The organism is Streptomyces cyaneofuscatus, from assembly GCF_033109485.1.
GTDB lineage: Bacteria > Actinomycetota > Actinomycetes > Streptomycetales > Streptomycetaceae > Streptomyces > Streptomyces cyaneofuscatus.
This window is the reverse complement of the sequence record NZ_CP137002.1, coordinates 5,202,097-5,214,364: the sequence shown is the minus strand read 5'-3', so window position 1 is coordinate 5,214,364 and position 12,268 is coordinate 5,202,097. Positions and strand designations below refer to the sequence as shown.

The window sequence follows — 12,268 nt, the reverse complement described above, 5'->3', positions numbered from 1 at the left end:
CCCTACACCTCTGCGTAACCGACCTGGGCCTTCGCGGGCACGGGTGCGGGCCGGCGAAGGTATACCGCCCAGGTGAGGGCGGAGCAGACGCCGTAGAAGGCGAGGAAGGACCAGAAGGCGGCGGTGCCGGTGCCGGAGGTCTGGAAGGACTGACGGAACGCGAGGTTGATGGCGAGGCCGCCCAGGGCGCCGACGGCCCCGATGAAGCCCATGGCGGCGCCGGAGAGCCGCCGTCCGTGGGCGGCGGCCGCCTCGCCGTCGAGGCCCTTCTCGATGGCCTGGGCGTGGAAGATGCCCGGGATCATCTTGTACGTCGACCCGTTGCCGAGCCCCGTCAGGACGAACAGGGCGGTGAAGCCGACGAGGAAGACGGGGAGCGACGCGGTGGCGGAGGCGTAGATGACGACCGTGGTGGCGGCGCCCATCGCGGCGAAGGCGGCCAGGGTGATCCGGGCGCCGCCGTGCCGGTCGGCGAGCCGCCCGCCGAAGGGGCGGATCAGCGAGCCGAGCAGCGGGCCCATGAAGGTGAGCGAGGCGGCCTGGAGCGGGGTGCGGCCGAACTGGGTCTGGAGGACCAGGCCGAAGGCGAAGCTGTAGCCGATGAACGAGCCGAAGGTGCCGATGTAGAGCGTCGACATGATCCAGGTGTGCGGGTCCCGGACGGCTTCCTTGGCCGCCCCGGTGTCGTTGCGTACGGGCCGGAGGTTGTCCATGTACAGCGCGGCGCAGAGCGCGGCCACCACGATCAGCGGGATGTAGACGCCGAGCACCAGCCGGGGGTGGGCCGCGCCCAGGGTGCCGATGACGAGGAGGCCGATGAGCTGGACGACGGGGACGCCGATGTTGCCGCCGCCCGCGTTGAGGCCGAGCGCCCAGCCCTTCTCGCGGAGCGGGAAGAAGGCGTTGATGTTGGTCATCGAGGAGGCGAAGTTGCCACCGCCGATCCCGGTGAGCGCGGCGACCGCCACGAACGTGCCGTACGAGGTCCCCGGTTCCATCACCCAGAGCGCGGCGAGCGTCGGGGCGAGCAGGCTGACCGCGGTGAAGATGGTCCAGTTGCGGCCGCCGAACCGGGCGACGGCGAAGGTGTACGGCACCCGCACCACCGCCCCGACCAGAGTGGCGGTGGAGATCAGGAAGAACTTCCCGGCCGGGTCGACGCCGTACTCCGGTCCCATGAACAGGACCATTACCGACCACAGCGTCCAGACGGAGAATCCGATGTGCTCGGAGAGCACGGAGAACCACAGGTTGCGGCGGGCGACGCGCTCGCCCTTCTCCCGCCAGAACGTCTCGTCCTCCGGCTCCCAGGTCTCGATCCAACGGCCTGCCATCACGCGCCTCCACAGGGGGGTCGGGGTGGTGTCCCCGTCGCTGCGGGGTGTGGTCCCGACGCTAGGGAGCGCGCGTTTCGGCGGAGTGCCGTGAGGTGACCGGTGGGCAACCTTGCTCTCACCGGGCCGGAGGCGGCCCGGTGAGATGCGCCGCTACGGAACCGCCTGACGCATCAGCGCCCTTGGCACGTCAGCGCCGTTGATTACGTCAGCGCCCTCGATACGTCAGCGCCCTTGGCGCATCAGTGCCAGATCCCTCTCCGGCAGCCAGGCGCCAGGCGGGGGTGCGAGCCAGCCCTGGGCCGTACCCAACTGGTCCGATGCCGTGCGCAGCGCATCCACTCCGGGGTGGTTCAGGCCTTTGCGCCAGACCAGCATCAGCGGCGACAGCGGAACGGGATCGACGAGCGGGCGGAGCACGGTCCCCGGCAGCGGGGGAAAGTCCGTCACCGCGAGTACGGGGTGTCCGCCCTTCGCCATGACCCGCTGGAATTCGGCCACCCCCACGGCGAGCGGCACGGGCGGGGCCATCACGATCCCCCAGGCGGCGAAGAGCAGCGCCGCCAGCTCCGTCCACTCCCTCGTCCGCTCGTTGCCCGCCCCCGCGTAGACGGTCGTCCCGGACAGCTCGGCCAGGGGGATGGCCGCGCGTCCGGCGAGGGGGTGGGAGGCGGGCAGCATCAGGGCCATCGGCTCGTACCGCACCGGCTGTACGGAGAGTCCGGCCCGCACCCCGGGGGCCAGCCCGGCGGCCCGGCCGAAGGAGACGTCGAGCCGCCCGGCCAGGATCTCGGAGGCGGCCCAGGTGAGCCCGGACTCGAACCGTGCCATCAGCTCGCACTCCGGGGCGATCTCCCGGGCCCGTGCCAGCACCCGGGCGGCGGTCATCCCGTCCGTGTTCAGGTCGACCAGCAGCGGCCGGGCGGACCCGCCGCCGAAGGCTCCGGCGAGTTCGGCGTGGGCGTCGAGAACCCGGCGGGCGTACGGAAGCAGCCGCTCGCCGTCCGGGGTCAGGGAGACCTGCCGGGTGGTGCGGACGAACAGCTCCGCGCCGAGCTCGCGCTCCAGTCGGCGGATGTCCCGGCTCAGCGCCTGCTGGGCGACGAAGAGCCGGGCGGCGGCCCGGGTGAAGTGCAGCTCCTCGGCGACGGCGAGAAAGGCACGGAGGAGCCGGGGGTCGGTGTCGGGGGCGGGCACACGGCGAATCTACAACGCGGGCTCCACAGCGCGGCGGGCGATTCACAACAGCAGTGCGTGAATGGGCCTGCAGAAGGTGTTGGACCGGGGCGGCCGGGCGCGACGAGGCTGAACCCCATGCCGAAATCCCCTGCCACCCGTACGCTCCCTTCCTCCACCCCGCTGCTCACCGTCGCCGGCGGCCACCTGGTCGCGGCCCCGCGCGCCGCGCCGGAGCGCGTACGGAGGAAACGGCCCGCCTCCGCCAACCCCTACCTCCGGCTGCTCGCCACCCCCGGCGCCCGCGCCTTCACCGCGGGCAACCTGATCGCCCGGCTCCCCATGGGGATGCTCAGCGTCAGCGCGGTCATCATGATCGCCGGGTCCCGGGGCTCGTACGCGCTCGCCGGGGCCGTCACCGCGACGGGCCTCGCCGCGACGGCCGTGGTCGCGCCCTTCACCGCCCGGCTGGTGGACCGCTACGGGCAGGCCAGGATCGCGGTGCCCGCGACCGCCCTCGCCGTGCTCGGCTCCCTCGCGCTGGTGCTCTGCGTACGGTACGACGCCCCGGCCTGGACGCTCTTCGTGGCGTACGCCGCCACCGCGACCACCCCCAACACCGGCGGGATGTCCCGGGCCCGCTGGGCGCACCTGCACCGGGGCGACCCGGCGGCCCTGCACACCGCGAACTCCTTCGAGCAGGCCGCCGACGAGCTCTGCTTCATGCTCGGCCCGGTCCTCGCGGCGGTGCTCTGCGGGGCGCTGTTCCCGGAGGCGGGCACGCTGGTGGGCGCGTTCCTGCTGATGACCGGGGTCCTGATCTTCGCCGCCCAGCGCGCGACGGAACCGCCGCCGACCCCGCGTACGCGCACGGCCGTCTCCCCGCTCCGCACGCCGGGGATGCCCGCGCTGCTGGCGGTCTTCCTCGCCACGGGCGCGGTGTTCGGGGCGCTGGAGGTCGTCTCCATCGCCCATGCCGGGGGCGCGATCCTGGCGCTCCAGGCGGCGGGGTCCTGTGCGGCGGGCCTGCTCTACGGCTCACTGCGGCCCGCCCGGAACGTCCACCGCAGGCTGCTGCTCTGCCTGGCCGCGATGACCGCGCTGATGTCCCTGCCGCTGCTCGCCACCACCTCGACCGCCTCCCTGCCGGTCCTGGCGCTCTGCCTGCTGCTCGCGGGCGCGGCCACCGCCCCCACCATGGTCACGGGTATGACGCTGGTCCAACGCGCGACACCTGCGGGCCAGTTGAACGAGGGCATGACGCTCTCGGTGACCGCCCTGCTGGGCGGGGTGGCGGCGGGCGCGGCGACGGGCGGCTGGCTGGTGGAGCACGCGGGTACGGTCTCCGGCTACGCCGCTCCGATGGGCGCGGCGGCCCTGGCGCTGGTCATCGCGGCGGCGGGCGCAGCACTGCGGCGGCAGGGTGTCAGCGGTGACTCAGCACGTTGACCACACGGCCGTTGGGGTCGCGGACCAGGAACCGCCGCACCCCCCACTCCTCGTCCTGCAACGGATGGACGATCTCCGCCCCGCTCTCCCGCACGACCGCGTACGCCGCGTCCACGTCGTCGACCTCCACGCTCAGATCGGGGGTGACGGGGGCCGTGGCGTCGCTGGTGATGATGCTGATCTGTGCCGTCGGGCTGGACGGCGGGGCGAGCGTCATGATCCAGCCGTGGTTCATGACTTCCTCGAAGCCGAGCAGGCCGTAGAACTCCCGGCTCTCCTGCACGGCTTCGGACTGGACGAGGGGCATGACGCGGCGAACGGTCATCGGGACTCCCGGTGAGGCGGACAGAGATCCAGGCATGCCCACGCCTACCAGAACGCGCCCCCAGGGACCGGCATTTCAGGCCCGTTGCCGGATCCACGCGGCCAGTTCACGGACGAGTTCGGCCGAAGCGCCGCCGAGGTGGACCAGGGCCCCGTCGGTGATGGTGGGGATGTCGCCGTAGAGGGAGGGCAGGGAGAAGCCCGCCAGTTTCAGGCCCCCCTCTCCGACGGCGGCCGGGCAGTCCGCGACAGCAAGAACCAGCGCGGCCCCCACCTCCACTTCGCCCCCGCCCAGTGGGCCGCCTTCACCGACGGCGTGAAGGGCGGGGCGTACGGGAGCTGACGCGGACGCACCACCACAGCCACGCACACGGCCGGGCCGCGCGGGATGACCGCTGCGGCCCGGCCTGCTCATGGGGCAGGGTGGGGGCATGTCGAGCTACGGGACCATGGCGTTCCACCTGGAGACCGAGCGGCTGATACTGCGGCCGTGGGCGGAGTCGGACGCTGCCGAGTTGAGCGCCCTCCTCTCCGAACGCGGTGACGACAAGACGTACACGGTCGAGCACGGCCGCGAAAGGATCGCGGGACTGCTCGCCGCGACCGAGACCACGGGAATCGCCCTGCTGCCCGTCCAGCGCCGGGCCGAGGGTGACTTCATCGGGTACTGCGGGCTGATCATCGGCCGCTCCACCCTGGAGGAGCCCGAGATCGCGTACGAGCTGTTCCGGCACGCACACGGGCGGGGCTACGCCACCGAGGCGGCCCGCGCGGTGGTCGGCGCCGCCGGTGCGACCGGGCGGCAGCGGCTCTGGTCCACCGTCGGTACGTGGAACACGCCCTCGCTCCGCGTTCTGGAGAAGCTCGGGTTCGAGCAGGACCGCGTTTCCCTGGAAGGCGCCAAAGAGGTGGTGTGGCTCACCCGGTCGTTGCCGTGAAAAGCCCTGCGGCATGAAAAAGCCGCTGCCCCGCGAGCGAACTCACGGGGCAGCGGCCTACATGGGAATTGTGGAGATGGCGGGAATCGAACCCGCGTCCAACGGTGCGGAACCAGGGCTTCTCCGAGTGCAGTTCGCTACGCTTTTCTCGGCCCCGGAGGTCACGCGAACAAGCCTCCGACAGGCTCAGCCACTGTTTGATTTCCTTCTAGGCCCCGTGGCCGGGCTTAGAAGTTTAGATCCCTAGTTGATGCCAGGATCCGGGTCGGGATCACCCCCGGGCTGACACTCCGCAGAGTCTTCGCTTAGCTGCTAATTAGGCAGCGAGGGCGAAGGCGGAGGAATCGCGCTTGGAATTGGCGATTATTGTTTGCGACATATGGTTTACGAGATCATTGCCGCTTCCTCGACTCGCTTCCCCTGCTTCGACATCCGCTGTCGAAACCGATCATCCCCATGTTGATTTTTCAAAACGTGCACCTTCGCTGAGGTGCACGGCCCATCGTACGTGACCAACGCGGGACGATGCCAGCGTATTCCCCCGCAGGGGGTTCTCAGGCGCTGCGCTGCCGCCGGCGGGCAGCCGCGATCGCGCGGTTCGTCTCCCTCGTGTCCTGCTTCTCGCGGAGCGTCTGCCGCTTGTCGTACTCCTTCTTGCCCTTCGCCAGCGCGATCTCGACCTTCACCCGGCCGTCCTTGAAGTACAGGGCGAGCGGCACGATCGTGTGGCCGCTCTCCTGGGACTTGGACTCCAGCTTGTCGATCTCGGCCCGGTGGAGGAGCAGCTTGCGCTTGCGCTTGGCCGCGTGGTTGGTCCAGGTGCCCTGGACGTACTCGGGGACGTGGATGTTGTGCAGCCACGCCTCGTGGTCGTCGATCTGGACGAACCCGTCGACCAGGGAGGCCCGGCCCATGCGCAGGGACTTCACCTCGGTGCCCATGAGCACGAGGCCGCACTCGTAGGTGTCGAGGATCGTGTAGTCGTGCCGCGCCTTCTTGTTCTGCGCGATCATCTTGCGCCCGGTGTCTTTTTCCTTAGCCATAGTGCGGTCATTTTCGCACTACGACCCACCCCCGAGGCCACTCAATACCGTCTCGGCCCGCTGCTGGGCTCGTTCCCCCGCCACCAGGTCGGGCGTGATGCCCGTACCTTCGACGCTGCGGCCCGCCGGAGTGCGGTAGTGGCCCACGGTCAGCTCGGCCACCGAACCGCCCGGCAGCTCGCTCGGCATCTGCACCGAGCCCTTGCCGAAGGTGCGCGAGCCGACGGTGACCGCGCGGCCCCGGTCCTGGAGGGCGCCGGTCAGCAGCTCGGCCGCGCTCATCGTGCCGCCGTCGACGAGAACCACCACAGGCCGCTCGGTGTCGCCGCCCGGGTCGGCGTACAGCGCCTGCTGCTCCCCGCGTACGTCGTACGTGGCGACCAGTCCGCCGTCCAGGAAGGCGGAGGCGGCGGTGACGGCCTCGGTGACCAGGCCCCCGGAGTTGGCACGGAGGTCCAGGAGTATCCCGGCGTCCCCGGGCGCCCCGCGGACCGCGTCCCGTACCTCCTGACCGGTCCCCTTGGTGAAGGCGGCGACCTTGACGAGGAGCGCCGAGGAGGGGCCGGTGCCCAGACGGCTCACGGTGACCGCGTCGGGGGTCAGCCGGGCGCGCTTCAGGGTCTGTGTGGTGGGTTCTCCGTCCCGTACGAGACCGAGGGTGACGCGGGTGCCTTCCCCGGCCCCCGTACCGTCACCGCGGAGTAAGGCGACCACCTCGGGGACGGGGCGCTTGTCGACGCGGCGGCCGTCGATCGTGCGGAGCAGGTCGCCCTCGCGGATGCCGGCCCGGTCGGCGGGGCCCCCGGGCTGGACCCGGGAGACGGCGACGCCTCCGTTCGCGGTGCGGCGGGCGGAGAGGCCGACGCCGAGGTACGAGCCGTCCAGGGCCTGCTCGAACTCCTCGTACTCCTGCTCGTCGTAGACCGCCCCCCAGCGGTCCCCGCTGCGGCTGACGACCTCCCCGGCGGCATCCTTCACGGACTTGCCGTCGGCCTCGGCCTCCGCCGCCGCGTCCTCGATCTCCTCGCGGTCGACCGGGGCATGGCGGGAGGCGACCGTACGGGCCGGGAGTTCGGGTACGGGGTCGGGGTCCTGCGGCAGCGAACCGGTCGCCGCGCCGGTGGCGAGGACACACCCGAAGACCAATGTCAGGGTCACCCCGCGGCAGAGGCCGCGGGGCCGGAAGCGGTACGAACAACCGGACATGGCGCCGAGTCTAGGACAAGCCTCCTGGGGCGCACGGGCAGTTGCCCGCGCGCCCCAGGAGGTATAAGTCATACCTTCAGATACTTGCGCAGCGCGAAGAGAGCGGCGACGGCCGGCATCAGGAGGCCGATCGCGAGCACCAGCGGAAGCTTGGTGAGGACCGCGTCCCAGCCGATGAAGTTGATCAGGTTCAGCTTCTCCTGGAGCGCGAGCCCGCCGTCGATCAGGAAGTACCGGCCGCCGAGCAGCATCGCGCAGGCCAGCAGACCGCCGATGAGTCCGGCGACGGCCGCCTCCATGATGAAGGGGGCCTGGATGTAGAAGCCGGAGGCTCCCACCAGGCGCATGATGCCTGTTTCACGTCTCCGGCTGAACGCGGAGACGCGCACGGTGTTGACGATCAGGATCAGCGCGATGACGAGCATCAGGATCATCACGTAGATCGCGACGACGTTCATGCCGTTCATCAGCTCGAAGAGGTTGTCCAGGATGGACCGCTGGTCCTGGACGGACTGCACCCCGTCCCGCCCCGCGAAGGCCGTCGCGACGACCTTGTACTTCTGCGGGTCCTTCAGTTTGACGCGGAACGACTCCTGCATCTGGTCGGGCGTGATGTTGCCCGCCATCGGGGAGTCCCCGAACTGCTCCTGGTAGTGCTTGTACGCCTCGTCGACCGTCTCGAAGTGGACCGGCTTCTGCACGGCCTCCATCTTCTCGAGGTCGGCCTTGATCTGGGCTTTCTGCTCCGCCGTGACCGCGCCCTTCGCACACTTGGGCATGTCCTTGGCGTCGTTCTTGTTGCAGAGGAAGATCGAGACGTTGACCTTGTCGTACCAGTAGTCCTTCATCGTGCTGACCTGTTCGCGCATCAGCAGCGCGCCCCCGAACAGGGCGAGCGACAGGGCGACGGAGACCACGACGGCGAAGGTCATCGTGAGGTTGCGACGGAGACCGACGCCGATCTCCGACAGGACGAACTGGGCGCGCATGGCGTCCTTTCAGTACTCGATGCTCGACATGAACGAGGGGCCCGGGGGCGCCATCGGTCAGTGCTGGTAGCCGTAGACGCCGCGTGCCTGGTCGCGTACGAGACGGCCCTGTTCGAGCTCGATGACGCGCTTGCGCATCTGGTCGACGATGTTCTGGTCGTGGGTCGCCATGATCACGGTGGTGCCGGTCCGGTTGATCCGGTCCAGCAGCTTCATGATGCCGACGGAGGTCTGCGGGTCGAGGTTGCCGGTCGGCTCGTCCGCGATCAGCAGCATCGGGCGGTTGACGAAGGCACGGGCGATCGCCACACGCTGCTGCTCACCACCGGAGAGCTCACCGGGCATCCGCTCCTCCTTGCCGCCGAGGCCGACGAGGTCGAGCACCTGGGGCACGGCCTTGCGGATCTCACCGCGCGGCTTGCCGATGACCTCCTGGGCGAAGGCCACGTTCTGCGCGACGGTCTTGTTGGGCAGCAGGCGGAAGTCCTGGAAGACCGTCCCCAGCTGGCGGCGCATCTGCGGCACCTTCCAGTTGGAGAGCCGCGCGAGGTCCTTGCCGAGCACATGGACCATGCCCGTGCTGGCGCGCTCCTCGCGCAGGATCAGCCGCATGAAGGTCGACTTGCCGGAGCCGGAGGAGCCCACCAGGAAGACGAACTCACCCTTCTCGATGTCCAGCGAGACATCGCGCAGAGCCGGTCGGGTCTGCTTCGGGTAGGTCTTGGAGACGTTGTCGAATCGGATCACGGATGCACCACGGTCGGCCGGGAGTAGGTGAGCGTGACCATACGCGAACCGGGCTCACGCGTGCAGGCGGCGTCCGGCAATGGGCGATTTATGGTGGATCGCCGCCGGGTACGTATCGGGTCGGGCCCTCCCTTGTCCGGCGGGCCGCGCCGAAAACGGTGGGAGCTGGCACAGTGGTGGGGGGAACGGTTGCGTTTCCCGGAGCGTTGTGCGGAGAGAGAAGCAGTCAGCGGCTCCGCCGCGCGGGAGGAGGAATGCGCATGACCTACGACCGACTGGTGTGCGCGAACTGCGCGTCCCCCGTGAGCGAGGGCCGCTGCCGGGTCTGCCGTGCCGTCCGGCAGCAGATGCTGGAGGAGCAGGGGCAGGGCCCGCTGGCCGGGATGAATCCGGCCATGCTGATCGCGCTGATGGTCGTGCTGCTCGCGGCGCTGGCGCTGGTGGCCCACCAGACCGCCTGACCCCTCCCGTACGGCCGTGACGGCCGTGACGGCTGTGACGGCCGCTGGGGCGGCTTCATACACGCAGAAGGGCCCGGGAGGCGCTGTACGGCCTCCCGGGCCCTTCACTGTGCCGTGCCGGACCGTGTACGGGGCTCAGGTGCACCCCGTACGCGGTCTTCAGCGGGTCCTAGGCGACCGTACGGGCGCCGCCGACCAGACGGGGCAGGATGCGGAAGCCGATGCCGCCGGCGATCATCGTCGCGGCACCGATGACCAGGAAGGTGGTCTCGGCCGCACCGGTCTCGGCGAGCTCTTCCTTGCCCTTGCTCTGCTCGACCGGCTGGTTGCCGACGCTGTCGGTGTCCGTGTTGTCGGCGCACTCGACGACACCGGACTCGACGGTGCAGGCGTCGTCGCCACCGGTCGCGGAGCCGGTGGTGCCGACGCCGTCGGTGGTGGAACCGGTGGTGCCGGTGGTGCCGGTCGAACCGGTGGTGCCGGTCGAACCGGTGTCGCCGCCGTTGCCGCCGGTGTTGCCCGTGCCGCCGTTGTTGCCGGTGCCGCCGTTGTTACCCGTGCCGCCGTTGTTGCCGGTCGTGGCCTCACCGGTCGTGGCTTCACCCGTGGTGGCCTCGCCCGTGGTGGCTTCACCCGTGGTGGCCTCGCCCGTCGTGGCTTCACCGGTCGTGGCCTCGCCGGTGGTGGCCTCACCGGTCGTAGCTTCACCCGTGGTGGCCTCACCGGTCGTGGCTTCACCGGTGGTGGCCTCGCCCGTGGTGGCCTCGCCCGTCGTGGCCTCACCGGTGGTGGCCTCACCCGTGGTGGCCTCGCCCGTCGTGGCCTCGCCCGTGGTGGCCTCGCCCGTCGTGGCCTCGCCCGTGGTGGCCTCACCCGTGGTGGCCTCACCGGTCGTGGCCTCGCCCGTGGTGGCCTCGCCCGTCGTGCCACCCTGGTCGGCGCCGCCGATCGGGTTGTCCCCTGTCTGGATCGACACGTCGCCGCTGAGGTCGCCGCCGTCCGCACCGAAACCGATGCCGACCGCCTGCGCCGCACCCGCGGCGGTCAGCGAGGCACCTGCGGCAATAACCGCACCAGCGGCTATCCGCGCGACGCGAATGCGCGTCTTCTTCGTCATCTGTTGCTACCCCCAGTAGCTGATCTCGTCATTGGAGCAGCCATATGCGGGGCCACGGCGGCCCTGCGGGGATCGCTCTCGGCGAGGCCACGTTCGTGCCGTGGTCACCCCGCCAGTCCCCCGGTTCACACCTGTCCCAGACATACGCATGCTGCTCTAGCACCCTGGCCAGAGTTAAGGATTCCGTCAAGGCCGTTGTGTGCAGTAGGCACCCTTATAGGGGTTCTTGACGGGTATTCGGCAGCACGACTGTGACGCATCGGGCACAGCTTCCCCCCAACTCGCGCCGGCCGCACCCCAACGCAGGCGGGCCCGGACAGTTCCCTGTCCGGGCCCAACCTTCGTACGGCGGAGGTTACTTCTCGCGCTGTTTGCGCCAGCGGATGCCCGCCTCGACGAAGCCGTCGATCTCGCCGTTGAAGACCGCTTCGGGGTTGCCCATCTCGAACTCCGTACGCAGGTCCTTGACCATCTGATACGGGTGGAGGACGTACGAACGCATCTGGTTGCCCCAGGAGTTGCCGCCGTCGCCCTTGAGCGCGTTCATCTTGGCCTGCTCCTCCTGGCGGCGGCGCTCGAGGAGCTTGGCCTGGAGGACGTTCATCGCGGACGCCTTGTTCTGGATCTGCGAGCGCTCGTTCTGGCAGGAGACGACGATGCCGGTCGGCAGGTGGGTCAGACGGACCGCGGAGTCCGTGGTGTTGACGCCCTGTCCGCCGGGGCCCGAGGAGCGGTACACGTCGATGCGCAGCTCGGACTCGTCGATCTCGATGTGGTCGGTCTGCTCGACGACCGGGAGCACCTCGACGCCCGCGAAGGACGTCTGGCGGCGGCCCTGGTTGTCGAAGGGCGAGATCCGGACCAGGCGGTGGGTGCCCTGCTCGACGGAGAGCGTGCCGTAGGCGTACGGGACCTGGACGGCGAAGGTGGTCGACTTGATGCCGGCCTCTTCCGCGTACGCCGTCTCGTAGACCTCGGTCTTGTAGTTGTGCTGCTCGGCCCAGCGGAGGTACATGCGCTGGAGCTTCTCGGCGAAGTCGGCGGCGTCCACGCCACCGGCCTCGGCGCGGATGGTGACGAGCGCCTCGCGGGCGTCGTACTCGCCGGACAGGAGGGTGCGGACCTCCATCTCGTCCAGCGCCTTCTTCACCGACTCCAGCTCGGCCTCGGCCTCGGCCAGCGTGTCGGCGTCGCCCTCGTCCTCGGCGAGCTCGAAGAGGACTCCGAGGTCGTCGATGCGACCGCGCAGGGCCTCGGCCTTGCGGACCTCGGCCTGGAGGTGTGAAAGCTTGCTGGTGATCTTCTGGGCCGCGTCCGGGTCGTCCCAGAGGGACGGTGCCGCTGCCTGCTCCTCGAGCGCGGCGATGTCCGCCCTCAGCGCATCCAGGTCCAGGACGGCCTCGATCGACCCCATGGTCGAGGAGAGGGACTTCAGCTCTTCGGAAATATCGACGACTGCCACGGGTCCAGCGTAACGGCATGGC

At 70.1% G+C, this 12,268-nt stretch carries 13 protein-coding genes, 1 other RNA gene and 1 pseudogene; 4 read left to right on the top strand and 11 right to left on the bottom strand.

Features of this window, described 5'->3' with window-relative positions; translation table 11 throughout:
- Nucleotides 1-2: 2 nt before the first annotated feature.
- Both R2B67_RS22970 and R2B67_RS22965 read right to left on the bottom strand, forming a co-directional pair.
- Nucleotides 3-1,334: a nitrate/nitrite transporter gene (locus R2B67_RS22970; RefSeq protein ID WP_317820687.1), complete on the bottom strand. Its 1,332-nt coding sequence runs from the start codon at nucleotides 1,332-1,334 to the stop codon at nucleotides 3-5.
- A 225-nt stretch (nucleotides 1,335-1,559) separates the two neighbouring features.
- The gene (locus R2B67_RS22965) at nucleotides 1,560-2,531 is read right to left on the bottom strand and encodes a LysR family transcriptional regulator (RefSeq protein WP_317820686.1); all 972 of its coding nucleotides are present in this window, start codon (nucleotides 2,529-2,531) and stop codon (nucleotides 1,560-1,562) included.
- A gap of 117 nt (nucleotides 2,532-2,648) precedes the next feature.
- On the opposite strand from R2B67_RS22965, the gene R2B67_RS22960 reads away from it, so the two are divergent.
- Complete coding sequence (locus tag R2B67_RS22960; protein ID WP_317820684.1) at nucleotides 2,649-3,959, top strand: MFS transporter; 1,311 nt, start codon at nucleotides 2,649-2,651, stop codon at nucleotides 3,957-3,959.
- Here R2B67_RS22960 and R2B67_RS22955 read toward each other — a convergent pair.
- Both R2B67_RS22955 and R2B67_RS22950 read right to left on the bottom strand, forming a co-directional pair.
- On the bottom strand, nucleotides 3,937-4,284 hold the full coding sequence (locus tag R2B67_RS22955) for a VOC family protein (RefSeq protein WP_317820683.1): 348 nt from the start codon (nucleotides 4,282-4,284) through the stop codon (nucleotides 3,937-3,939). The two genes, R2B67_RS22960 and R2B67_RS22955, sit on opposite strands and share 23 nt — an antisense overlap.
- Nucleotides 4,285-4,359: 75 nt before the next feature.
- Nucleotides 4,360-4,557 (bottom strand): hypothetical protein, encoded by a 198-nt coding sequence (locus R2B67_RS22950; protein WP_317820682.1) that lies wholly within the window; start codon nucleotides 4,555-4,557, stop codon nucleotides 4,360-4,362.
- Between R2B67_RS22950 and R2B67_RS22945 the strand changes: the two are divergent.
- Both R2B67_RS22945 and R2B67_RS22940 read left to right on the top strand, forming a co-directional pair.
- A pseudogene (locus tag R2B67_RS22945) lies at nucleotides 4,540-4,626 on the top strand (DUF397 domain-containing protein); the annotation flags it as partial. The gene R2B67_RS22950 and the pseudogene R2B67_RS22945 sit on opposite strands and share 18 nt — an antisense overlap.
- An 88-nt stretch (nucleotides 4,627-4,714) precedes the next feature.
- Nucleotides 4,715-5,221 (top strand): GNAT family N-acetyltransferase, encoded by a 507-nt coding sequence (locus tag R2B67_RS22940; RefSeq protein ID WP_317820680.1) that lies wholly within the window; start codon nucleotides 4,715-4,717, stop codon nucleotides 5,219-5,221.
- A gap of 68 nt (nucleotides 5,222-5,289) precedes the next feature.
- On the opposite strand, the gene ssrA is transcribed toward R2B67_RS22940, so the two are convergent.
- The 5 genes from ssrA to ftsE form a co-directional block, all read right to left on the bottom strand.
- Nucleotides 5,290-5,677: a transfer-messenger RNA gene (gene ssrA / locus R2B67_RS22935) on the bottom strand.
- 98 nt (nucleotides 5,678-5,775) lie between these two features.
- Nucleotides 5,776-6,264, bottom strand: a complete 489-nt coding sequence (gene smpB, locus R2B67_RS22930) for an SsrA-binding protein SmpB (RefSeq protein WP_026241535.1) — start codon at nucleotides 6,262-6,264, stop codon at nucleotides 5,776-5,778.
- An 18-nt stretch (nucleotides 6,265-6,282) separates the two neighbouring features.
- Nucleotides 6,283-7,470, bottom strand: a complete 1,188-nt coding sequence (locus R2B67_RS22925; RefSeq protein WP_317820679.1) for a S41 family peptidase — start codon at nucleotides 7,468-7,470, stop codon at nucleotides 6,283-6,285.
- 68 nt (nucleotides 7,471-7,538) lie between these two features.
- On the bottom strand, nucleotides 7,539-8,459 hold the full coding sequence (gene ftsX / locus R2B67_RS22920) for a permease-like cell division protein FtsX (protein ID WP_018512317.1): 921 nt from the start codon (nucleotides 8,457-8,459) through the stop codon (nucleotides 7,539-7,541).
- Between the two features lie 57 nt (nucleotides 8,460-8,516).
- Nucleotides 8,517-9,206 (bottom strand): cell division ATP-binding protein FtsE, encoded by a 690-nt coding sequence (gene ftsE / locus R2B67_RS22915; RefSeq protein ID WP_018512316.1) that lies wholly within the window; start codon nucleotides 9,204-9,206, stop codon nucleotides 8,517-8,519.
- Between the two features lie 260 nt (nucleotides 9,207-9,466).
- Between ftsE and R2B67_RS22910 the strand changes: the two genes are divergently transcribed.
- A complete protein-coding gene (locus tag R2B67_RS22910; protein ID WP_018512315.1) occupies nucleotides 9,467-9,667 on the top strand; it encodes a hypothetical protein in 201 nt (66 codons plus the stop codon).
- Between the two features lie 169 nt (nucleotides 9,668-9,836).
- On the opposite strand, the gene R2B67_RS22905 is transcribed toward R2B67_RS22910, so the two are convergent.
- On the bottom strand, nucleotides 9,837-10,784 hold the full coding sequence (locus R2B67_RS22905; protein ID WP_317820673.1) for an LPXTG cell wall anchor domain-containing protein: 948 nt from the start codon (nucleotides 10,782-10,784) through the stop codon (nucleotides 9,837-9,839).
- Nucleotides 10,785-11,139: 355 nt separating this feature from the next.
- Nucleotides 11,140-12,246, bottom strand: coding sequence for a peptide chain release factor 2 (gene prfB, locus R2B67_RS22900; protein ID WP_026241534.1), 1,107 nt, complete (start codon nucleotides 12,244-12,246; stop codon nucleotides 11,140-11,142).
- Nucleotides 12,247-12,268: the final 22 nt, after the last annotated feature.

Bases quoted from the DNA above. Each gene is read 5' to 3' on its own strand.
- R2B67_RS22970 (WP_317820687.1), bottom strand. From the start codon at position 1,334: ATGGCAGGCCGTTGGATCGAGACCTGGGAGCCGGAGGACGAGACGTTC.
- R2B67_RS22960 (WP_317820684.1), top strand. From the start codon at position 2,649: ATGCCGAAATCCCCTGCCACCCGTACGCTCCCTTCCTCCACCCCGCTG.
- R2B67_RS22955 (WP_317820683.1), bottom strand. From the start codon at position 4,284: ATGACCGTTCGCCGCGTCATGCCCCTCGTCCAGTCCGAAGCCGTGCAG.
- R2B67_RS22940 (WP_317820680.1), top strand. From the start codon at position 4,715: ATGTCGAGCTACGGGACCATGGCGTTCCACCTGGAGACCGAGCGGCTG.
- smpB (WP_026241535.1), bottom strand. From the start codon at position 6,264: ATGGCTAAGGAAAAAGACACCGGGCGCAAGATGATCGCGCAGAACAAG.
- R2B67_RS22925 (WP_317820679.1), bottom strand. From the start codon at position 7,470: ATGTCCGGTTGTTCGTACCGCTTCCGGCCCCGCGGCCTCTGCCGCGGG.
- ftsX (WP_018512317.1), bottom strand. From the start codon at position 8,459: ATGCGCGCCCAGTTCGTCCTGTCGGAGATCGGCGTCGGTCTCCGTCGC.
- R2B67_RS22910 (WP_018512315.1), top strand. From the start codon at position 9,467: ATGACCTACGACCGACTGGTGTGCGCGAACTGCGCGTCCCCCGTGAGC.
- R2B67_RS22905 (WP_317820673.1), bottom strand. From the start codon at position 10,784: ATGACGAAGAAGACGCGCATTCGCGTCGCGCGGATAGCCGCTGGTGCG.